Source organism: Aquabacterium sp., assembly GCF_016234775.1.
Taxonomy (GTDB): domain Bacteria; phylum Pseudomonadota; class Gammaproteobacteria; order Burkholderiales; family Burkholderiaceae_C; genus Aquabacterium.
Genome location: NZ_JACRAH010000036.1, coordinates 230,437 through 252,811, shown reverse-complemented (window position 1 = coordinate 252,811; position 22,375 = coordinate 230,437). Strand labels below are relative to the sequence as shown.

The window sequence follows — 22,375 nt, the reverse complement described above, 5'->3', positions numbered from 1 at the left end:
GGGCCACCCCATCAGCTGGCAAGGTCGCCAACGTCTCATTCAGCGCATCTTGAAGCAAGCCCATGAAATAAAAAGGGAACGTGAAACACGTTCCCTTTTTACAGCCTGTCAGATCACGCGAGGCTTAACTGACTGGCATTGGCTGTTCAGTGCCAATAAAGTCTGAGACACCCGAACCTGTGGCGACTGTTGATCTTCCAGACTAGCCTCGTGGCCTAAAGTCTGAGACAAACTGCCCCGCTGATGCGGCCGACCGCCAATCTTGACGCAATAGTCTGAGACAGCGCGGTCAACAGGCGCCTGACAAGTGCCACGACACGCCAACGTTGCAGCGACGCACTAACTCAGACCTTAGATTCCTAGCTCGGCGCTGACCGTGGCACCGACCATCGCGAGAAATGGTGCGCTGTCGACGAGATAGCGCTCCCTAATCGTCTTTAGCTCTTTGCTGATGATCCTCTTCGCGAACTCGTTGTCGGGATCGGATTTGAGGGCAACGCGTGCCTCTTTGATGTTGGCAATCGAGTTCTGAAGCAATACCAAGACGCGATGGCGCTTTCTGACGAGAGGATCGCGCTGCAGACCTAGTACTTTGATGGTCGCAACGCCTCTTTCGGTGTCACCGAATATGTTGGCCTCATCGTCGAAATGAAGATGCTGAGAAGGATCGTCGTTACATGGGTTCAGCAGCAACGGCTGTTCGTTACGAAGAGCCACGTGCTGCGTGTGCTTCCGCGCTCGAGTAGAGCCAATAGCCAAAGGGAAGTAGTTTCCTTTGCCGGTCACTTCCTTGCCGACTTTACGGTACTCATGGGTTCGGCGTCGGTTGCAGTCGATGCAGGATGGCAGCAAGTTTTCCCAATGCGCAGCCAACCAGTAGTACCCTGGCTTGAGTGCTGGCACCTTTTTGGACTTCTTGTATGGCTTGTAGGTTGCCGGATCGAGCTCGATGATCGCCCCCTTGGGGCGGTAATGCTCGATATCTAGTGGTGCTCCACCGTAGTCCATCTCGCAATAAGCGCACTTGTAGTCAAAGAGGACGTTGAGGTGCTCTTTGACATCTTCTTCGTTGTAGGCGACATACCCCTCAAAGCTCTTCCCTTGGTTGGTCGAGAGTGCGTAGAAGGCGATGACCTCCTTCGTCTCCATCTTGCCCATGCTCGTTCGACCGGATAGCGTTGCGGGAATTTCTACTCGCGAACGGTCTATGTAGATCACAGCTTTCCTCCCGCCCGCGACGGGCTGAGCCTCGTGGCCAGCTCTAGCACTTCGGCGAGTTCGTCTCTCAATTCATTTGGAAGGTCACTGGGGTCGAGTGGCTTGCCGATGCTGTTTGCGCGAGCAACCCGTTCGTCGATTGTCCGCAGAAGAATCTGCTCGCTTGGCGTGTCTCCAATCAAGCGAATTCGATTGAGCTCGTCTTGGAGTGACTTCAGCCGCCCCACCTCCTTTGGACTGAGCTGCCCTTTGGCCAGTAGCCCGTAGTAGATCTCGAACTTCTCTGCAGTCTCTGGATCTATCGTGCTACCAAGTCCGAAGTGCGACGACGAAAGAATCTGATCTACCAAGAGTCCTCGAACGGGAGGCAGCTCGTCGATGAGCATTGACCGTTGAGATGCATTTCTCCGAAGTACAGCGATCTCGCCGTCCTCGAGCCCACGCAGGCATAGGGGCTCATGAGTGGTCGCGATGAACTGCACGCGTGGAAAGGCTGCCTTCAGACCACGTACGATCCGCATCCGCCAGGTCGGGTGAAGATGGTTGCCAATCTCATCGATAAGAACGATGCCTTCAGCAGTTTCGACCGGCTGATCCGATTCGACCAGCGTGGACATGATGGAGCATGCGACTCCGATGATTGTCTGGTAGCCATCGGAAAGAGTCTGTAGGTCGCTGCGATGCGCTCCCTGCCGAAGTACGACCAGCTTTCCAGTCCGCTCAAATTTTGCCGAGTTTGGAGCCCCTAGAAGTGCTTTGAGGGCTCCGCCTGCGCGTCCGAACTCAGCGTCAGATATGCGCGCAAGCCAGCTCACCGAATCTTCTAGAGGACAGAACGGATCGAACAGGTTCATGACCTTCGCGTAAGAAGGCTGTCTGGGCGGCCGCCGCTTGGAAGTGGGCGACAGACGTGTCGCCCCAAGCGCTAGAAGCCTGAATCGAGGCTCAACAAAGTTTGTCTCAACGCGTCCAGTCAAGGGATCGATAGTCGCACGGATGACTTCACCGTCTGTATAGTGAATCGCAATCGATCCTGTCTTGCCGTCACGCGGCAGCACGCTACGCGAGTATTCGACGAGCTTCTCCCGTTGCTGGGGCATGGCCAACGCGAAGACGACCGCCTTCAAAAGAGTGGTTTTGCCAACTCCGTTCTCGCCGAGAAGCATCATCCAGGGTGCGCTGGAAGTATCGGCACGAGCTGTTCGCAGATCGAGACTTCCGTGTATGCCCACATTCTTGAGGACGACGCGCTCAATGTATCGAGTGCGTGATCGCTCGATAGCCCTGTCGTGCGCGGTCGCATCAGCACCAACGGTGTACTGAGTGCTCTCGAGATCTCGTCGGTGCTGCTCTTGCAGGCCAAGCCGCTCTCCTGTGATGCTCGAGTCGCCTTGGCCGACTAGGCTGACGAGATTGCGGCGCATCGCCGCAAACGGCATCGTATCGCTCGTGATTCGACGGATCCGCCTCTCGCTTACGCCGCCTTCGTTAAGTTCCTGAATGATCCTCTTTGCGTCCGACTTCCGGAGTTGAAGTAGCTGAGGACGATTCAGCGCTAGCGTTTCGATAGTCAGATGACCGCGCTCAGACTTCGCGATGACCCTTCCGGTTTCATCGAATTCAAGGTGGTCTTCCGGCTGATCAAAGCAAGGGTCGAGAAGCATTGGCATCTCGTCCACAAGGTCGCCACCCCGACTGCCTATGCGAGCCCGCTTACCAGAAACTGGAAATCGATTTGCCTTGGCGCGACTGCAACCATTGCAGGCGAAATACAGGTTGCTCCAGTCATACGCTAGCCACCAGTAGTGATTGGGATCAGTCTTTCCGTCGATTCCTAGACTGTTGGATGATGGACGGAAGCGATCGATTCCGATTTCGATCGCCTGCTCACAATATGCGCATTTCCCGTGGAAAAGCTCACTAAGGGCCAGCCCCAACTCTTTGCCTGCGAACCCAAGACTGAAATCGAAGCGCTTCTGATCGCGCATACGTTCCGTGCCGCTGAAGAAGCGCTTGGCGGCTGCCATTCGAGTCTCTGCCTGTGGGCCAGACAGAACCTCTGGCGGCGGCACACGCAGTCGATCGATGAATATCAAAATTGCCCCCCAATGGACGCAGTGCGCCCTGACGTGTCGAGTTGCGATCGGCTCTTACCCTTCCGATTATCCACTGCCCCAGTCCGCTCACCTTTCCAGCAAGCCGGGGCGATTCAATCATTTCCTCCAGATGCGTCGAGTGCGATGCCCAAAGGTGATGGTCGTGCCATCTGTTGTCATGACCTTGACGGCGTAGCACCCGTTCTTTCGATCAAATGTCCGCCTCTTGGCTCGTGCACGTCTCGACTCGACTCGAACAGCGCGTGCTGCGAACAATATTTGGGAAAAAAGTCTGAGACAACCCGCTTAGCAGGGCTCAGTGCCCTCTGCTTTGCCGCGATACCCATGCTGCGCTGCAATCCGGCGGAGGTCATTTACTTCATGGGCAGACTCTTGCGACCCCAGCAAGGCTTCAAGCGCATCTGCCATCGCAGCCAACTTGACCCCGTGACGAATGCCAGCCTCCGCATGATCTTGCCCCGCCGAGACCGGAAAGCTGAGGATCTCCGCCTCATCCATGGTGAAAAACCAAAGAGCTCGCGCAGGACCGTCCATTGACCCAAAGAGGTCACGATAGCTCGCGAATGCATGATCGTAGAGCTGCCTTTCATCTGCGTCAGTCATGTTGCATCTACCCCAGAGACAGGCCCAAGAGCCCCGTTCGCCAGAGAATCACTGGCTTTTCTCGATAAGCCTTCGTCGACCAAACTTTGCAACTAATGGAAGAGTCCTCACGACTCCTTTTGATCCGGCGTTCGGTTCAATTCTTCCAAGAGCCGCTCCCCAAGGCTTGGCCGACCCAACGCTTGGTTCACGCGCGCTTCTTGCCATGCACCGTAGGTCAGCCCCGACTTTTCGTCCGTCCAATGGATGCGTCCATTTGCACTACGCCCGGCCACGATGGCGGCTGCAGCACTTGGACTTGAGAACGCATAGTCCTTGGTGAATTGCCGATGCCGACCATCGGCTGTGGGTGCCAGCACGCCCGTACGGACCAACTCATTGAACAGGCCTGTGTAGGTTGCATCGACGCCCTCCCAAGCCGCGCGCGTTTTAGAACCTTTGAACACTACAAAGTCGCCATTGATCTCTTGCCCGCGAGCGGTGATCTCATGCTTGCGAATGTCTCCGACAAAGATCGGTGATGGCTGGTCAATCGTAGTCGTTACAAAAGGAGCGGTATCACTGCCTGCTTGGTTGATAACACCGCCCGACACTGCCTTTGGTGTTTCCCGGAGAAAGTCAAAGCCGAGCACTGGCAAAAGGGTTTGAATCTGGCTCAGGAAGAACTCCATGTCCGATCTGTCTGCCTCGGGGAGGTTCTCATACCCTGGATCTGTGCCATTCAACAGCTCGCAACGGCCTGCCTGCTGTGCGATCTTGATCAGGCGGCTCTCCAAGTACTTGATGTGCCCCTTGGTGAGGTTCGCATCCTTGCTGGTGACAACACAAACCTTTTCCCAGAAGTCTTTGCCCCCCTTGTCCTCTGGTCGATTGTGTGCGGTGAGTCGCTGCGTGACGTCGTCCGTCTCGCCGATATAAACCTGCGTTCCGATGCCTGGCCCGCGTTCAGCCCCCACCAAGAAATAAACGCCCGTGCGGCGGCTCTCCGGTCGCTGAATCAACTCGCCGAGTCGACTGCGTGGACCGGTAATCACGTGCCCAGTCCAGTTCATGATCTCTGCTGTCAGCAGGCCGTTCGGCACGCCATCCACCAGGAACAACTTCAACGTTCGGCCATTGCTCACGCTCATCATTTCCCCTGCTTCATCGTGATCTTGTTTTGCTAGCTGCTGACTGACGCCTCATACAGGTGCCGCTGGAATCCAACGAAAACACGTCGAACCTGCTCTGGCTTGCCAAGCTCCGCAAACGCATCTGCAATCGCGTTGTTGTACTTCAGCTTGAGCAAGGGCGACAACTTCTCTTGGTCCAACTCATCAACGCCTTGCTTCACGTACTGAGCAAGGACGAAGTCCACAAACGACTGCTGCTTGTCTGTGAGGCCATCGGCTGACATCGCTGCCACCTTCGCATTGGCCGCACGCATCTCTCTGGATACGGGCTCCAAGGCAAAAGCGACATGAGCCAGGACATCGTAGAGATCACTGTTCTCTGCCTCGATGATCTTCTGCATCTCTAGCAGAGGCTCGCGGCCAAAGCCTTTGTCGGCCAATCCTGCGAGCAATGCCTTTCGTGTGTCGGGCGAACTCCAGATCGTTCGAAGCTCATCCTCGTCCTTGAAGAACTCCGGCAATGCGCCATAGAGCGCTTCCAGGAACTGTGCGGCAGACATCGGTGTGCCATCCGCACTCCAGAACGTCGTGGCCGTCATGTGCTGAATCTTGCGCGCCTTGCCATCGGCCAGCTTGATCTTGATCTTCTGGATTGGCGGAGGTGGCGGCGGCGGTGGAAGGGGCGGCTCTGGGTTCGGCCCTGGTGGCGGCGGATCTGGCCTTGGCTTTGGTGGCTCAGGCTCAATGGGCTCGCCATCCCATTCAGGGTCACTGAACAGGTGATGTGCCTTCACGAAGTCATAGATCGTGAAGTAGTCCTTACCGTCGTACAACCGGGTGCCACGCCCGATGATCTGCTTGAACTCGATCATTGAGTTCACGGGGCGCATCAGCACGATGTTGCGCACATTGCGCGCGTCCACCCCAGTTGAAAGCTTTTGCGATGTTGTCAGGACCGTCGGGATGGTCTTCTCGTTGTCCTGAAAGTCGCGCAGGTGCTGCTCTCCCAGCGCGCCATCATTGGCGGTCACTCGCACACAGTAATTCGGTGCCGTGCTGGTCTTAATCTGATTGATCAGATCGCGCACGGCCAGTGCATGGATCTGAGTGGCACAGAAGACGATGGTCTTCTCTCGCTGATCGATCATGCTCATGAAGAGCTTGACACGATGCTCTTCACGCTCCTTGATCTCAATAAGACGGTTGAAGTCTTTCTCTTCGTAGCGCTTGCCTGGCTTGATCTCCCCCTCAATCACCTCGTCGTCAGAGGTGTAGACGTACTCGTCCAACGTGGTCGCGATTTGGCGGACCTTGAAGGGCGTCAAGAAGCCATCGTTGATGCCATCTTTCAGCGAGTACTGATAAACAGGCTCGCCAAAGTAGGCGTACGTGTCGGCATTCAATGTGCGCTTGGGCGTGGCGGTCAGCCCCAACTGCACAGCGGGTGCGAAATACTCAAGAATGGCGCGCCACGAGCTTTCATCCTTGGCCCCACCACGGTGGCACTCGTCAATGACGATGAAATCGAAGAAATCGGGTGGGTAGTCACCAAAGTACGGTGAATCACCCGGGCCGCTCATGAAGGTCTGAAAGATCGTGAAGAAGATATTGCCGTTTTTCGGAACTCGCCCCTTCTTTTTGATGTCAGCCGGATCGATGCGCACGAGGGCATCGTCAGGGAACGCCGAGAATGCGTTGTAGGCCTGGTCGGCCAGGATGTTGCGGTCAGCCAAGAAAAGGATGCGGGGGCGGCGCTTGGGCTCTTCGCCTGACTTCCAGTCATTCAAATTCCAGCGGCTCTGGAAAAGCTTCCAGGCCAGTTGAAAGGCCACGAAGGTCTTGCCCGTGCCCGTGGCCAGAGTTAGCAGGATGCGCTCGCGGCCATGTGCAATGGCGTCCAGCACCCGGGTGATGGCAATGTCTTGGTAGTAGCGCCCCTGCCAAGTGCCGCCCTTGTCTTCGAAGGGGATGGCGGCGAAGCGGTCACGCCAGGCGTTTTGCTCAGCAAAGGTCAGATTCCACAGCTCTTCAGGGCTGGGGTAGCCGGGCACCTCGCCTTCAACTCCGGTGTCCATGTCGATGCCATAGATCGCCTGGCCGTTGGTTGCATAGGTGTAGCGCACCTTGAGCTTCGATGCGTAGCTCTTGGCCTGCCCGACGCCCTCAGTCAGTGGCTTGCTCCAAGCTTTGGCTTCGACCACGGCCAACTTGGTGTTGCGATAGACGAGAACGTAATCGGCTATCTCTGCTCTAGCCCGAGCCCCCTTACCACCACTGCCTTGCAAACGCCCCAGCGTGATGCTGTGCTCGCGCAAAATGCGGCTGCCCTCAACTTCACCCCAGCCTGCGGCTTTCAAGGCTGGGTCGATGTGTTCGGCTCGGGTCTCGGCTTCATTCATAGCAGTGCCCTTTGACCAGTCACGTACTTGCCCGTCCCATCAGGAATGAGATTTTTGCGGCGGACAAGCTCAATGGCCTTTTTGAACTTGTGCTCTGGAATGAGTAGCTTGTCAGGGTGCCACGAGTCACGAGCCTCTTTGAGGATCCTGCTCTCTGTGGCTTCAACACCGTCCATCAGCAAGTTGTTCCATGCTGCATGGACTGTTGCAAACACTTCGGCGTCTTGAGAGTCCATGGGAACGAGAAGATCAATGACTTCCTCAATCCGAATCAGATGCGGGCCTAGCTCTTGCCGGGCATTTAATAGATGCTTGTCAAAATCTTTGAGCGGCTTGAAGTCATACCCTTGACCACGTTCGACCATTTCAAAGAAGCTATGTTGTTTCGCCCACTGCTCAGCCCTGAGCATGTGTTGGAAGTCATTCGGGCCTGCTGCATCTTTCATCGGCTGACGCCCCAAATTGACCTTGGCAATGGACTCAACCAGATGAAGAACTTTCTGCTCTTTGACACGACCAAAGGTCTTTTCTCTTTGCTGCTTCACGTGGCGCGCATAGGCAAGAGCGATCACACCTGCTGTGAACTGAGGGGTTGCCGTTTGAAGTGCTTGAGGTTGGGCGACTCGCAAAGGCTGTCTAGCTGTAAGTTGACCGCTGAAGGCTTGGGCAAGGAGGGAATTTTTTAGTTCGTCGAGAGCAGCAAGCTTGCGTTCGTATATCGCCGTCAGCCGGATAGCTTCGCGCTTTAGCGTCTCTGCATGCTCGACCAGTTCTGATTGCACATCCAATGATGGAACCGGCAGGCGAACTGCAGACAGAGTGCCTTGATTCAAGCTCTTGATGCTCGCACCGTTGCCACCCTCGACAAGTTGACGCCTTACCGAAGTGGATTTCAAGAAATGACAGGCAAACCGAGGATTGACCGACGCGCCCTTCAAGCGCATTTTTATGGTGAAGCCCGAATGTGTCGTGGGCTCACTCATTTGTCCGATCAACAAACACCTCCCAATCAATTCAGGATTACCGTTTGAACGGACGAACACGATGTCGCCTGGCTCTACTCGATCAGCCAGACTCAATTCCCCTTCGACAACCACCCACTCAAGATCATCCGTTGGGGCATCAAAATTCTGCTGAAAGTCTTTGACACCGACAATCCGAACACTCTGTCCCTTGCTATGCCGGTCAAAGTTGATGCCATTGCGAAAGCTAGCCAACTCCCCAAGAAGAAATGCGGGAGCCTGCTGCACTGCTGGACACTGGAACAATTCGTCAACACGCTGTGCCAACAGACTCTCCACACTCAGCAGGTTCTTCTCGGCGTTGGCCTTGACTTCGGAGATGGCTTCGAAGGCTTCGTCAAGGATGGCAACGATTCGGCGTTGCTCTTGAACTGAGGCGAGTGGAATGGGGATAGAGTTCAGAGCTTTTTGATTGAGCTTGGGTTGCGCCGCACCAGTGATGTACTCGTCAAGCGGGATGCTCTCAAGATACAACTCCACCCACCGCTGAGTCGTCAGATCATCAAATTTAAGAACGTGTGCATGGTTGTTGACCCAATATTTTCCGGTGGCTGGAAATGCAATGGGAGTTGCCCTGGCCAATAAGTTTGCACCGTCCTCTGACACCAACAGCGAGTCGCCATCGAATATGTACTCACCCACATAGTCAACGATCCCTGATGCGCCGTAATACGGGTAAGGGCCCGACGTGCGATTCGCCTTTGTGATGGGAATTCGCTTGCTGTCGAGATTTTCTGCAATCTGATCCAGCGTTTTCGTAATCCAGCCGGACTTCACAACAACCCCCGAATCGTTGCCAGCACTTCAGCACTCTCCGCATCCAACGCTGCGATCTCATCAAGAATCTCCTGCGGAGAGCGCATCACTACCTCATTACCCCCCTTCGGGTTCTTCACCGAAAGGTCAAACGAGGCCGCATCCAAGCCAGCCACATCTACTGACCAACTCAGCTCCGAATCCGCAAAGGACTTCTGTCGTTCGAGGAAATCAGTCAGGTCGCCATCATTGAGTGGGTTGGTCTTGCCCATGTTGCGGCCCGGGTTCAACTGGTAGTACCAAACCTTGCGTGTAGGCTCACCCTTCTCGAAAAAAAGAACAACCGTCTTCACGCCCGCGCCCTGAAACGTGCCACCCGGGCAATCCAGCACTGTGTGCAAGTTGCAGCTTTCAAGCAGGAGCTTTCGGATGCTGGTGCTGGCATTGTCGGTATTGCTCAAGAAGGTATTCTTGATCACGATGGCCGCACGCCCACCGGCCTTGAGCGACTTGATGAAATGCTGCAAGAAGAGGAAGGCAGTCTCACCCGTCTTGATCGGGAAGTTCTGCTGAACCTCTTTCCGCTCTTTGCCACCAAATGGCGGATTAGCCAAGATCACCTCATAGCGATCCTTCTCCTGGATGTCATTGATGTTCTCACCCAGCGTGTTGGCATGGATGACGTTGGGTGCCTCAATGCCATGCAGGATCATGTTCATGATCGCGATGACGTATGCCAGACTCTTCTTTTCTTTGCCGTAGAAGGTCCTGGTCTGCAGCGTCTTCAAATCGTCTGACTTGGTGGCCTTAGGCAGCAGGTAGTCAAAGGCTTCGCACAAAAAGCCAGCCGAACCACAAGCCCCGTCATAGATGCGCTCGCCAATCTTGGGGTCCAGCACCTTGATCATGGCGCGAATGAGCGGGCGTGGGGTGTAGTACTCACCGCCGTTGCGCCCGGCATTGCCCATGTTCTTGATCTTGGCTTCATACAGATGCGAGAGCTCGTGCTTCTCCGCCTGTGAGCCGAAGCGAAGTTCATCAATCCGGTCGATCACATCACGCAGGTTGTAGCCGCTCTGGATCTTGTTCTTGATCTCACCGAAGATCTCACCGATCTTGTATTCGATGGTGTTGGGGCCGCTGGCACGCTGCTTAAAGCCTGCCAAATACGGGAACAGGCGGGCATCGACGAAGTCAAGCAAGTCGTCGCCCGTCATGGCGGCGTTGTGATCTAACTTGCCGTCTGCTGTCTTTGGCGCCGCCCAGTTGTTCCAACGAAAATCCTCGGGCAAGATGAAATGGTAAGGCTTCCCCTCAAGTTCAGCTTCGGATGCCTTGTCATGCTCCAGCGCGTCTAGGTACTTCAGGAACAACAGCCAAGAGGACTGCTCTGTGTAATCCAGCTCACTGGTACACCCGGCGTCCTTGTGCAATATGTCGTCGATGTTCTTGAAAGTCTGTTCAAACACTTACTGCGCCTGTCCGAAATTATTGATACTGTGAGGGCCAAAGTGAGGCCAAAAGCCCCAGCTTAGGACTGTAAGACATCCCAAGATCAAAGCGGTCCGTGGTTGCGTGGCTGGCGCTCAGCGACGACAGGGAGCAGCAAAGTCAGCTGCCCAACCAACGATTGCCTTATTTTTGAGCGGCGATGCGTTCTTCAACCAGAGCAATGATGTCGCTCGCGGCAATGCCGAGGCCTCCGGCAATCCGCAGGATCAGGGCCAGGGACGGCTGACGCTCTCCCCGCTCCAACTTGCCGTAGTACGAGCGGTCAACGTTCGCAAGCAGGGCGAACTGATCCTGCGCGATGGCCTGCCTGACGCGCTCCGCTCTGATGACCTCCCCGAAAGCGGCTGCAGCCATCGGCTCGAACGAAGTCGCTCGGCGCGTGGGTGACTGAGGCTTGGTGACGGGAGGCGGGAGTTGAGGCACCGCGCGAGAATGCCAAGTGTGCTATGTTATTGGCCACGGCATATATGCCTCTTGGCGTCAATTGACCAACCTCGCCGCCATGCCGGATCAAACCCGTCCCACAAGCCCGCGTGCGCCCACCCAGCCGCGCCATTCGGATAACGGTGCCGACGCTGTTCCCGCACAGTCGAGACTCGAAATGCTGGCCGCGCAAGTGCTGAGGCAGTCGCCTGCAGCCGCCCTGCCCTGCAATCTGACCGACGAGTGGCTGGAGCAGATCTCGCGCGACCTCGAAGGCGTCCTGGGAGAGGAGGCGCCACAAGACATCAACGCACACCTGCTGGCGGCACCTCTGGCGCTCGTTGTCCACCTCCTTGCCGGACAACAAAGCGATGTCGAACAAGCTTGGTCTTTTGAGGACCTACTCGACCGGCTGCAGGACTATCGGGTAGAGGTAGCCCTGGAGCTGCTGAATCGCCGCACCGGAGTGCGCTCCACCCCTGCAACCCTGGCCACCATCTTCAGGCAACGCGAAGTCACATCCGAACTCGCCTACCTGCCTGGGGAAGCCGTCAAATGATTGGGGTGGCGCACGAGCGCGAACTTCACAGTGACAGCGAACACCCTGCCCACGCTGCCAAGTTGGCTGCCCGATGAAACCTTGTTCAGCCTGGTCAGCAGATACCACCAACTGTCCGGCAACAGGCTCTCATCTCACACATGCCGAGAGCTGTTCGGCCATAGTCAACAGGGCACACAGCACGACTTCCCAACACGACTGACGCAGTTTGTCAGCACCACTGGCAGCGTGTTGGGTGACGCCAGAGCCATCATTCAACGACACACCATCCTGCCCTTCTACCTGCACTTCGTAGCGCCAGAAATTGCCGCGACTGCATTGCAAACGCTTGAGGGCAGATCACTTGGAGGCTTGAAGTTCCGACTTGGACTGATCACCAGCCGCTTCCGGGCCAACCACCCACTCAAAGCCTGTCCTGAGTGCATGCAGCATGACCACGACACACACGGCACGCCATACTGGCACCGGAATCATCAGTATCCGGGCGTGTGGATTTGCCCCACACACGGCGCGCTCTTACTCTCCTCTACCGTCAAATCATCCGGGGTGGGTCGATTCCTTTGGCATCTGCCGCACACGAGTCAGATGTCATCGACGTTCACCAATTCAGCAAAGCCTGCCGCCCACGTCGCTGACGCACTTTCGAGCTTCGCTCAGTTGTCGCTATCGCTGGCGGCGCTGCCCCTGAATACGCAGATCGCGCCTGAAGACCTCCAGCACGCCTTGATGTCGGAACTGAAGCAGCGCGACCTGGCAACCCGCACAAATCGACTTCGCCTTTCACAGATCTGCTCCGGCTATCTCGACGCCATCTCACCTCTGACAACCGTGCCGGAACTGATGCAGCTCTACGGCAGCGGACAACACATCGGATCGACCCTAGGCAAACTGCTGCGGCCACCAAGAAGTGGCACCCACCCACTACGCTACCTAGGCCTGATCTATTGGCTGTTTGGCTCATGGCCACGGTTCATGGAGAAGCTCAGCGACCACGACTACGCTGAAGGCCAGAGCACGGCACTAGTGCAACAAGCGGCACCAGAAGATGCCAACAACTTGCGCCAGCACTTTCTTGCCTGCATGAAACACGGTGGCTCCGTTACCCACTGCGCGAAGTCAGTCGGCATTGATGTCAGCACCGGCTTGGTCTGGGCAGCACGGGCAGGCATGCCGATCAATCGTCGCGCCAAGTCCATCAGCAGCAGAACCTATGAGGACATCGCAAGAGACTTGCGAGCAGGACACGTCAAAACCACGATTGCAGCTCGGCACCACGTTTCTGCGGCAACCGTCAACCGAGTGCTGGCATCCGTCTCAGGACTGCATGACGAATGGCGTGCCGCCACGTTCGCGTCGATGCAGGCTAAGGCCAGAAGCGTTTGGAGCAAGGCTTTGGACAGCAACGCCGGGGTTGGCGTCACCGCGCTCAGGAAACTGCACCCCTCAACCTTTGCTTGGCTTCACCGCAATGACCGCACATGGCTTACCCAAAGCTGTGAGCTCGTCACCAGATCAAACTCACCAGCAGCGCACCGCCGCATTGACTGGGCGGTACGCGACATGGCCCTAGAAGCAAGCGTCGCAGAAGCCGTCGCGCTCATCAGAACGACATCACCAGACCCGCTACGCCAAGTTCGCTTGTGGGAGATCTACCAACTGGTGCCAGAGCTGAAGGCAAAGCTTGGTGCGCTGAAAAAGCTACCAAAGACCCGAGAGGCCATTCTCAGAGCCACCAAGTACGCGGCAGGAACACCCAAAAGCTGATTCCATCGCAGGCTGGGCAAACTGCCCATGCTTTTATGCATAATTGCATGCATGGCAACCAGTCAATCAAATCTGCAAGCTGAAGCAAGAGCAGCAGCGCGGGCTGCACGCGCCGCTGGCATATCGCAGCAGGAAATTGCCAAATTCCTTGGCGCGAGCCAATCCCAGGTCAGCCGGATTCTTGCTGGCAAGTCCACACGGCGATCCAAGCTCTTCGATGATGTATGCATATATGCATTTGATGCCGAGAGGCGCCTTCAACGCGTGAAGAAGCCATCTGCAACTTCATGCCAGACGTTGATTGACGCCATGGATGCAATCTGGGACGGAACAGAGCGGCATGCGAGAGCTTTGGCCGTGGTGATCCGCAGTCTTGGCCCACTGAGCCAAACCGAAGCGCCCGGAGGGCGCTACAGAAACGGGGGGAGTGCGCGATGATCTTGCCAAGTGTCATGCCGGACGAGTTTTCAAGAAGCCTGCTCTCCCGGATGTGCGTCTTGAATGGGGTGTACGCCCCAGATGCACTCATGCCCGACCTGGCATCACTGTTCGGGCCATCATCCAACGCGGGCCACAAACCCGCATGGAGCGATCTGCTGGCGAGCGCCAACCGCATCTCACCTCAGGCATTTCATGCCCGGCACACCCTGTTGCCGTTCCGAAGAGCCATACGCCCGGTTGCCGACTGCACTCCGTTCGGATCGGTTCGAGATCTCGTCGAAACTTCGGCGCACCGCACATGCTTAGATCGCCAACCCCTACGCCTTTGCCCTGAGTGCGCAACGGAGGACACCAGATTCTGGGGCTTCTCATACTGGCGCCGGTCGCATCAACTGTATGGCACCGCTCTCTGCCAGAAGCATCAGGTTGGGCTACTCGAGGTCACAGCCTCAAGCTGGCGCACGTTGCCGCACGATGCGATCAGCGCAAGCACGGCTATCGATGTCGCCATCACACGGGAGGCCAAGCGCAATCCAGTCATACAGCGATATACCGAGATCAGTGCGGGCTTGGCCGAGCGGACACAACCCGTGTCAACAGCATGGATGGTGCAAGTCCTGAAGCAGCGAATTCAGTCACATCACGCTGCATCCGGTCGGAGGGCACGACGCCTGACCGACATAGCCGCAGACATGATCCAGGGCCCATGGCAAAAACGCTTCTTCCCAGAACTTGATATGGTCGGGGGCCAACAGAACGGGCTCGACCGCACATGCAGCAGCGTGCGCCTGGGCTACTCGACGCAGTTCTATGCATTGGCCTTGGCTGTTCTTTTCGACTGTCCAGACAATGCGATGAATGAAGTCAACAGCGCCGTCATGGACACCTTCATGAAGGAAGCCATCCCCATGAGTAAGGGCCAAGACACTCGTCCGACAGGGCTTCCGGCTGCGGCTCAATCCTTCTTCGGAGGAGCCACGATTACCGATGCTGCGCGCTCACATGGGATTGAGGCTTCTCAACTGGAAGAGCTTCTGAGGTCGGCAGCGGCACACCTCACGCGAATGATGGTGTTCCGCTGAGCCCACGCAGAAGAATCATCAGAAGCCATGGCGCAGATCCTCATACTGCGCGTATCGCCGGGGGTCATCTGACAGCAGCGCATCAACACCCTTCATACCAGGCGACATGCTCGTCGCCATCACGTGCTCCACGTGCTTGAAGTCAATACGCGGCGCCCGCCGCTCCAATGCAAGCCGCTGAGATTGAATCCACAGATTGACGCAAAGCCGTGGCAAGCCCGCTGTGTACCGGTGCATCACCTGTTGCCACTGAGGACTGCAGTTCGACTTGTGGTCGAGGAACTGATACTGAAACAGCGCAGGCAGCAAGATGTCCCTAAAGTATTCGTCCTCAGGCGTGCGGGCATGCTCGAACCGGGTCAACCCTTCGATGGTCAGGCGCTGACTGGTACTCATGCGGGTTTCAAAGATTTCCATGGCGTCGTGAGTCCCTGACACCATGATCGGTATCTTCGCCACGTTGATGAGGGTCAGGATGAACTTGAGGGCCTCGTCATCGACGATCCGCAACTGAGGCCGCTGGATCGTGGCTTTCGTAGACTTTCGCTGTGCGAGCGTTCCGATCTTGAACAAGTTCTGAATCTCGTCCAGCGACATGAAGCCCAGGTAATGGCACGCCACGCGCCTCAACCACAGGTTGAGTAGCACGGCCCCGCTTTTTGCATCCGCCACTGGTTTCTGTGTGCTGTAGTCCGTGCCCATTGCAACGTCGGTTGCATGCCAAAGGGCTCGGCCCAAATCAAGCGCCTTGCCACTACCCGGAACCTCAACTTTCAGCCAAACAAGTTGCTTGTGTCCACGAGCCATCTGGGGAAAGCTGTCGTGCTCCACGCATTGCGGGTACAACGACAGTGCCCGCTCAATTGACGCCGTCTTGCCAATGCCAGATACACCCACAACCGCAGCCGCCAGCGGTGAGCCGAGCATCGCTGGCGGCAAGTTGCTGACTCGATCTGCCAGATCGGGAGACGAGAGCGCATAAATGGACTGCCACCCCTTCGCACTGGTCGGCGATCTGTGTCGGTAGCCCTCCCTCAGCATCAGATCGATCTGGCGGGCGACAGCAATGCCGGCGGGACTGGGTAGGTGCAGGTCTCTCACCGTTGACACCAGATGCAGCCGCTCGTGATGTTCAAGGTTGGATACATCGACCTTGGGCGGCAAGTAACTCAAGGCCCTCGCCAACTCACTCGCGCTTTTCGGCTTGCCCAGCACTTCGATCAACAGGTTTTCGCCACCTCTTTCAGGCGTTCGGACTTTGCGCGCCATTGGCTGCACATCCGGTTGGTCTGTCACCTGAGTGAGGGAGTTATCGTCAACAGAACCCCCGGGATCATTGGCCATTGCCGCCCCCATCCTGGTTGAGCTGTCTGAGCAGCTCTTGCTTGCACGAGTCGTAAGGGTCGGGCTCTGGCTCAGATTGGGGGTACTGATCAACCAATGAAAGTTCTGGCGGCGGCAGCTCATCAGCACACAACTCATCTGCTGGGCCCAGCAGGCTCTCCAGTCGCCTCACGTCTCGTACAGGTGGCATGTCCGAGCGTGGCAACTCACCAGCGGCCTGCGTTGCTCGTTTCGCCTCCGCGAAAATTTGGTCGGTTCTGGCCGACAGCTCCAGCTTGGCGACCAAAGCCGCGTGATCACGATCTGCCTGAGCCAGCGTAGGCACGACCAAGGCGTCCATCCACTCATCAAGCACGGTTTCGGGTACCGTCCTGGCGTTCGGCGCCAGACGGAATGTCTCCAAACTGCCGACCGGGTTTGGCCACCACAAGCATGACACCGACCCAGGAAAATGGTGCATCTGTTCGGCGAATGAGCCGATGTTCCTTGCCCTTGCGGTCCACTGAAGCTGCTCGGCCACATCAGCCTGGTACTGAAGCTGGGCCATGAAAATGCCATTGCGCCGCACAGAAACATCAACCTGGGGCAGCAGCGAAGTGATCAGCCGCTGCTCGGGTATGGATTTCAGAAACCCAAATCCTGCGTCATGGCCAAAGCGCCACAGGCCTGCGGGGGATGGCATCACCCCGGCTGCAATCATGTCGCCTGTCAACCGATGTGTGCGGTCGGCAAAAAGGTTGTACTGCGTGAAGGTCAAATGCAGATACTGTGCGTACTGCCTCATGGTCATCGTCGATTCCTTGAGGTCTGGCCTGAGTTCAAGCTCCCTGCGTCGAGCGTCCATCGCACCAGGCACAAAGCTGCTGTACTGCTCGTCTTTCACGATTCGGTGGAGAACCTCCACCAACCCCTTCAAGTCGGGTCGATACGCCGGATTGAACGCTGTGTTCAAACCCAGATCGATGCCTGTTTTCGCTGCGCCCTGGCTGAGGTACTCGCCACGGTCACACAACAGCCGGAAAGGTAGGCCAGGTGCAGGATCAAGGGAAGTAATGCCATCAAAACCCCAAAGATCTGCCAGCAGACCTGGCCCGCACAGGGTGGAAAACAGCGAAACCTTGGCAGTAGCCCATGACGGCGCTGACAGGCATATGTAGAAGCCGACCACTGCTGTTGACCACACATCAACGACCACGTAAACAATCGGCCTGCCGATCAACCAGCTCGGGTTGATCGAACTGCGCAAGTACATGTCTGCAACGGTTGAATCGATGGCGTAGGTGTGGCCAGGCCCGCTGACACCATCAATGGCTTTGCCTCGCAGACCACGCTTGTTGCGGTCAAAGTGGCCTTTGGTCGTGGCCCGCATGATGCGCTCCAGCGCATCGACATCTGTCGCGATGACATGCCTGACCTGCCGCTGGTTCGGATACGTTCCCTTGGGAGGGATGACAGGCTTCAGCCCTTTGTCTGTTCGCTCGTAGCTGGAGACATACCCATTGAGGATGATCTTCTCGTAGACCTTCCGGAGCGTTGTCTCGGCCCGTCGATGTACGCGATACAAGCGGACAATGATCTGTCTATCGGCCTCAGTCAGGGCCCGCTGTGGCTGAGGATCTGGTAAGCCCAGCTCCTGCGCTTTCGTCCTTCGTCCTGACTTTCTTTTACCCTCAGCCACTGGCCTTGCACGACCAGGCGCACCACATTGGTCGAAGGCGGCCACTGCCGAACTGGCATCGAACCCATGAGCACACAGCATGGCCCATAGCCGGTATGCCGTGGCTCTGGACGAGCCAAGGGCCACCACCTGCTGCACAACAGGTCCTAGCCCGCGAGGGCCAATCAGCGCCTCAGCCAGGGCTTCAGTGTTCAAGAATGGCTCAAGGCAAGCAAGCCGACGCTGGAAGCTTCGCTGGACGGCTGACGACCTTGACTCGCTTGGCATAAGTTGTCGCGGCAAGGGTGCAATTTGCACCTCTCTGGCCAACCCTGTTTCCAGCCACTCCTTCAAGACAAGCGTAGGCACCTTCGCAATCGAACCGACCGGCGGTCGATGAGGCTGCTCAGGCGACAGGACGGCCATGAAGCCCAAGAAGTGAACTCCAAGCCCACGATGTTGGCAGATGGTCCGGTACACGCCTCGGGTGCCTTCGACATCAATGCGTAGAACACTGTTGAGGGCGATCATGCCTGCCATGCCGACCTCCTTGATGCCACAGGATTCATAGATAAGAAGTCAGCAGACGGGATGACGCGAACGATGGCGTTCGGGTCCATGCGCATGCACAGATCGACGGGCAGAACACCTGCCCAAACAGCACCCCATAGGAGAAACTGGGCATCTGACCTCGTGCAGTTGAAAACCGTCGAGATGGACGACAACGCACGATCAAAGGTGCCCCCATGAACCTTTGCGCCAAGTTCGGCGACGCCCTCCAAGACCGGATTGGGAACGACCTCTGGGACCAGTGCCCAAGGCAGGGCATGGCGCACCGTGGCCCCCACCTCGGGGGCGTAAGTTGAAGGTGTGATGAGCAGCCATGGCACCCCCTGGCAACGCCAGTATTCACGCTCTAGCTGGAGCAACTCGCGCGTTCGACCTCTGGCAAGCTCGTTGTCATACTTGACGCTGATGGCAACCAGTTGGGTCAAGCTGCCCTGAGTGATGGTGAGCAGTAGGTCAGTGGACATGACCCACCAATCCTCGTTCTTCACAGCACCAAGCCGTGGATGTCGGATTCCCAGCGACTCAGCCAACTCCAATGTTCCGGGCGCAATGCGGCCAAACTCTTCCCTGTTGACCAATGACAACTCTCGGGGGTGCGGCGACAGCGACAACGGAAACTGCTCGCGTATATCGACAACGCCCGGCACCATTGCCGAGAAACCCATGATCAACAGCTCATGGTCAGACAACAGATGATGCAGCCGTCCGAGCCGCCAGTTGATCAGGTGTGACCGGCCTCGACTGCCAGGATCACCACGGGTTACCTGATGCCATGGCAAGTAGTCGCGTCCGAAACCGGTGCCTCGGCCTCGCAATACCCAGGTGTCCAAACGCGCAGGCGTAAACCTCTGCCCCTTCCTCATGAGGGCTCCTTTCTGAACAGCCGCATGCACGCCTCACTGGACGTGATGCAGGTTATTAACGGAAAGGAAGGCCCTTGACCTGCGCAAGAAGGGCAGGTAGATTCGAGGTGTCACTTGAAATCCGGGGCCTCCCGGTACAAACGCCGCTGGTTTGCCGACCAGTGGCGTTTTTGTTTTTGGCGCTCAAGGACTCATGGTCGCGGTGCTCCGTGTTGCTTGTTGATTGATCACGACTCCGTGCAGCCCTGGGCAAGCTGAGCGCCTGTCACGCCCTGTTGTGCGCCGTCACTGGTGACGGCATCGTGAGTCGTTGAAGAGCCATCGTGAAAGCGCTGCCGACACATCCAGGCGGCAACCTCCAGCGCCAACGCGAAGTGCCCCCGACGGTGCGGAATCGTGAACAGAGGGACAGGAACGGTACCCCTGACCATGGCCTGCCGAAAGGCTGCAGAGGAGCGATACCCAAGCACTTTGACCAGGTCGGCAGACGCTAACAATGAGCCGTACTGGCGCGACAAGTCATCATGCAGTTTGGTCAGCAAGTCATCAGGTGACGACGTCGGTTTCAAGGCACGCTCCGGTTGCGCTCTGTCACCTTGATGGTATTTTTTAGAGGCGATAGTCGCAAGGAGTTACGTTTTCCAGCGTTCCTCTGAATCGTTACCCTACTCACAACCTCGTGGTGGCGCTAAGTGCTTGAGACATCTGAGCTTTTATTGGAGGACTACTGTTTCGCGTCCAAGACGCGAAACAGTGATGGCCCTGGAAAGTACAGGCACGTGGTCGATGGGATGCGCACCTCTGCTTGGTTTCATACCCTGCGCATGAGGACCGGGGCCACGTCAACCTACGAGATGGAGAAGGTACTTGAGCCAGACTCTTTCGGAGTCGATGCATCAGGGACAGCCTACAAACGCAACAAGTGGCGTGGTTATCGTTTGGGCAAGCACACGCCCCGTCCGACGCTTGTGCGTGCCATGGAGCACCTGCATCCAGGCACACGCCATGTCTTTGAACATGTTTTGTGGGACACATTGAGGCCCGTTTGCACCCTTGCTCACCATGACGTGTTGAATCGACTTGGCCATAGGGCCCAGAAGATCCTCTCTAGCCCTCAACTTCGAAGGCAAGACGGCCGACTCAGGACGGCAGCGATTTGCCGCCTGGAAAGAATCGCTGACCTTGACGGCATTGCATGCCTCGTGACGCTTCTGCGAGCCGCGATCACCGTGAGTGATGCTGACGAGGCACAACATCTGTCCTTGGCGCTGTGCCGATCAGCAATCGCATCTGGCCCATTGCTTTTCTCGCTTGGGATCGCCGGGCCGCTTGCCGATTACATCAACAGTCACTTGCTATGCCGCGCCGCCACTGAGGGTGGTGGATACGGGCTGAATGCGCAGGACTTCCTTCTGCGGGCGAAGCTAGCGGCAAGAATCGTCTACGCAGCAGAAGGCAACGAGAACTGCCGCTTCACCTACCACGAGAAAGTCGATTTCATTCTGGACGTCCTTCACGGTCGCTACGGTGACCGGTTGGCGAGGAAACTTGCCCCCTTGCCAATGCCTTCACTTTGTGGGCCGAATTGACGTGACCGTTCGCCCATCACCACGATGACAGGCTCCGCCAAGAACGCAGACATTGACAGCATCGCGCCAAGATTGGTTCAAAATGACCATAAGATGTTGATCGATACTGATTAATTTCTCTTCACAATACAGAGAAAAATGGGGAGCTTGTATTGGACGGAGCCAAGGGTGCGGCAGAGCTTTTGCTCGTAGCCAACAATCCAAAGTACTCAGAAACTGGTGGTGGGCACGGTGCCAAGGGCGTCGACTTCCCCCGCTGGTGGGCGGTTCTCCGGATGATGGAGCTAGAGAAGGCCAATCAACCGGACTTCCTCCTCCTATTCGAGTCGGTCCAGGACGTCGCAGAACTAGATTCGGCAACCACTCCGACCCGAGCGAGGGTCTACCAAGTCAAGAAAAAGGATGCGGGCACTTGGACATGGTCTGTGCTTACTGGCACCGTGGCCCCAAAGGCACCATCGTCCACGCCGAAGAAGCCCACGAAAACAAAAGGAACGTCGATCAACGCTGCCAAGGTTTCGGACTCAGCTCTTGGCAAGCTGCATCTGAGTTTGAACGCCTTCAATGCACTGCCTGTCGAGGGTATTTTTCTCTCAAATGCAGGCTGTGACTTTCCACTTGCCAATGGTGGATCAGCGGCCACTGCTACGCCTTGCTCGCTAGCGGACCTAGCCCCAGGGCATGTGCAACTGCTTACCGACGCTTTTTCCTCACTGTCACCGGGGGCCCCGCCTCCAGATCTTTCGAGAATCAAGCTACAGAAGGCAGCGATTCATCCAGATGACTTGACCGCACCGGTAATTGCTGCGGCGTTAGAACTGTTGAACGACCGTAGCCCAGAACATGCAGGCCAGGCCAAGGCGCTCGTCGATTCATTGGTGTTGCAGCTTTCGCCCTTAACCCGTCGCACAGACGCATGCTTGTCGTTCGAGGCGCTCGTTACAGAACGCGGATTCTCAAGGAGCTCGTTTTTGGCAGCCCTAGCCGCACTGGAAACGGTGCCAGACCGACTCGCATTGCTCGACCTGTGGCTGAAGCAACTTCAAGCCGAAGGCATAGACATCATAACCATCACCTCTGTTCGTGTTGCGGCCGCACGTGCCCAGCAAGACCGACTGGTTGGGGGAACCAATCTATCCCGAGAGATCGATGCGTTCTGCGATAGCTGGATTGCAGAAAATCCTTGGTCAGCCAACCTACGCCCATTCGTCGAAACGGCACTTGTGTCACTCAAGGGCAAGTTCAGCGGACACCGTGACCACGATCTGATGGCGCGGTTCATCATGAGAGCCATAACCAAATGCGTGGACCCGAACTGAGACTCCTCGTCAGAAGCCTGAGAAC

General features: G+C 56.8%; 18 protein-coding genes. 6 read left to right on the top strand and 12 right to left on the bottom strand.

The features are described from left to right. Positions 1 to 351 precede the first annotated feature (351 nt). The 8 genes from HY836_RS11210 to HY836_RS11175 all read right to left on the bottom strand — a co-directional run bounded on the left by HY836_RS11210 (position 352) and on the right by HY836_RS11175 (position 11,093). A complete protein-coding gene (locus tag HY836_RS11210) occupies positions 352 to 1,158 on the bottom strand; it encodes a hypothetical protein (RefSeq protein WP_290676231.1) in 807 nt (268 codons plus the stop codon). Between the two features lie 56 nt (positions 1,159 to 1,214). Then, positions 1,215 to 3,245, bottom strand: a complete 2,031-nt coding sequence (locus HY836_RS11205; RefSeq protein WP_290676230.1) for an AAA family ATPase — start codon at positions 3,243 to 3,245, stop codon at positions 1,215 to 1,217. A gap of 375 nt (positions 3,246 to 3,620) precedes the next feature. Continuing rightward, positions 3,621 to 3,938: a hypothetical protein gene (locus tag HY836_RS11200; RefSeq protein ID WP_290676229.1), complete on the bottom strand. Its 318-nt coding sequence runs from the start codon at positions 3,936 to 3,938 to the stop codon at positions 3,621 to 3,623. Positions 3,939 to 4,045: 107 nt separating this feature from the next. Further along, positions 4,046 to 5,068, bottom strand: coding sequence for a GIY-YIG nuclease family protein (locus tag HY836_RS11195; RefSeq protein ID WP_290676228.1), 1,023 nt, complete (start codon positions 5,066 to 5,068; stop codon positions 4,046 to 4,048). A 32-nt stretch (positions 5,069 to 5,100) separates the two neighbouring features. Further along, positions 5,101 to 7,449: an EcoAI/FtnUII family type I restriction enzme subunit R gene (gene hsdR / locus HY836_RS11190; protein ID WP_290676227.1), complete on the bottom strand. Its 2,349-nt coding sequence runs from the start codon at positions 7,447 to 7,449 to the stop codon at positions 5,101 to 5,103. Next, complete coding sequence (locus HY836_RS11185; RefSeq protein WP_290676226.1) at positions 7,446 to 9,248, bottom strand: restriction endonuclease subunit S; 1,803 nt, start codon at positions 9,246 to 9,248, stop codon at positions 7,446 to 7,448. The genes hsdR and HY836_RS11185 overlap by 4 nt, the downstream gene beginning before the upstream one ends. Beyond that, positions 9,245 to 10,696 (bottom strand): type I restriction-modification system subunit M, encoded by a 1,452-nt coding sequence (locus tag HY836_RS11180; RefSeq protein ID WP_290676225.1) that lies wholly within the window; start codon positions 10,694 to 10,696, stop codon positions 9,245 to 9,247. Before HY836_RS11180 ends, HY836_RS11185 begins: the two co-directional genes overlap by 4 nt. 166 nt (positions 10,697 to 10,862) lie before the next feature. Beyond that, positions 10,863 to 11,093, bottom strand: coding sequence for a helix-turn-helix transcriptional regulator (locus HY836_RS11175; protein ID WP_290676224.1), 231 nt, complete (start codon positions 11,091 to 11,093; stop codon positions 10,863 to 10,865). Positions 11,094 to 11,340: 247 nt separating this feature from the next. Between HY836_RS11175 and HY836_RS11170 the strand changes: the two genes are divergently transcribed. The 4 genes from HY836_RS11170 to HY836_RS11160 are packed head-to-tail and all read left to right on the top strand — an operon-like array spanning position 11,341 to position 15,008. Then, positions 11,341 to 11,721 carry a hypothetical protein gene (locus tag HY836_RS11170; RefSeq protein WP_290676223.1) on the top strand — a complete coding sequence of 127 codons (381 nt, stop codon included), beginning with the start codon at positions 11,341 to 11,343 and terminating at the stop codon, positions 11,719 to 11,721. A gap of 30 nt (positions 11,722 to 11,751) precedes the next feature. Beyond that, positions 11,752 to 13,485 carry a TnsD family Tn7-like transposition protein gene (locus HY836_RS11165; RefSeq protein WP_290676222.1) on the top strand — a complete coding sequence of 578 codons (1,734 nt, stop codon included), beginning with the start codon at positions 11,752 to 11,754 and terminating at the stop codon, positions 13,483 to 13,485. A gap of 27 nt (positions 13,486 to 13,512) precedes the next feature. Next, a complete protein-coding gene (locus HY836_RS19000; protein WP_367114683.1) occupies positions 13,513 to 13,923 on the top strand; it encodes a helix-turn-helix domain-containing protein in 411 nt (136 codons plus the stop codon). Beyond that, positions 13,920 to 15,008, top strand: a complete 1,089-nt coding sequence (locus HY836_RS11160; RefSeq protein ID WP_367114682.1) for a TniQ family protein — start codon at positions 13,920 to 13,922, stop codon at positions 15,006 to 15,008. The genes HY836_RS19000 and HY836_RS11160 overlap by 4 nt, the downstream gene beginning before the upstream one ends. An 18-nt stretch (positions 15,009 to 15,026) precedes the next feature. Here the strand turns inward: HY836_RS11160 and HY836_RS11155 are convergent, their stop codons facing one another. From HY836_RS11155 to HY836_RS11140, 4 genes are all read right to left on the bottom strand, one after another. Beyond that, positions 15,027 to 16,352, bottom strand: a complete 1,326-nt coding sequence (locus HY836_RS11155; RefSeq protein ID WP_290676220.1) for an AAA family ATPase — start codon at positions 16,350 to 16,352, stop codon at positions 15,027 to 15,029. After that, positions 16,342 to 18,549, bottom strand: coding sequence for a transposase (locus HY836_RS11150; RefSeq protein ID WP_290676219.1), 2,208 nt, complete (start codon positions 18,547 to 18,549; stop codon positions 16,342 to 16,344). The genes HY836_RS11155 and HY836_RS11150 overlap by 11 nt, the downstream gene beginning before the upstream one ends. Continuing rightward, positions 18,537 to 19,244, bottom strand: coding sequence for a TnsA endonuclease N-terminal domain-containing protein (locus HY836_RS11145; protein WP_290676218.1), 708 nt, complete (start codon positions 19,242 to 19,244; stop codon positions 18,537 to 18,539). The genes HY836_RS11150 and HY836_RS11145 overlap by 13 nt, the downstream gene beginning before the upstream one ends. A gap of 425 nt (positions 19,245 to 19,669) precedes the next feature. Further along, entirely contained in the window at positions 19,670 to 19,984 is a 315-nt protein-coding gene (locus HY836_RS11140) for a hypothetical protein (RefSeq protein WP_290676217.1), read from the bottom strand. 687 nt (positions 19,985 to 20,671) lie between these two features. Here HY836_RS11140 and HY836_RS11135 point away from each other — a divergent pair. Both HY836_RS11135 and HY836_RS11130 read left to right on the top strand, forming a co-directional pair. Further along, positions 20,672 to 21,031 (top strand): hypothetical protein, encoded by a 360-nt coding sequence (locus tag HY836_RS11135; protein WP_290676216.1) that lies wholly within the window; start codon positions 20,672 to 20,674, stop codon positions 21,029 to 21,031. 152 nt (positions 21,032 to 21,183) lie between these two features. Continuing rightward, a complete protein-coding gene (locus tag HY836_RS11130) occupies positions 21,184 to 22,350 on the top strand; it encodes a dsDNA nuclease domain-containing protein (RefSeq protein ID WP_290676215.1) in 1,167 nt (388 codons plus the stop codon). Positions 22,351 to 22,375: the final 25 nt, after the last annotated feature.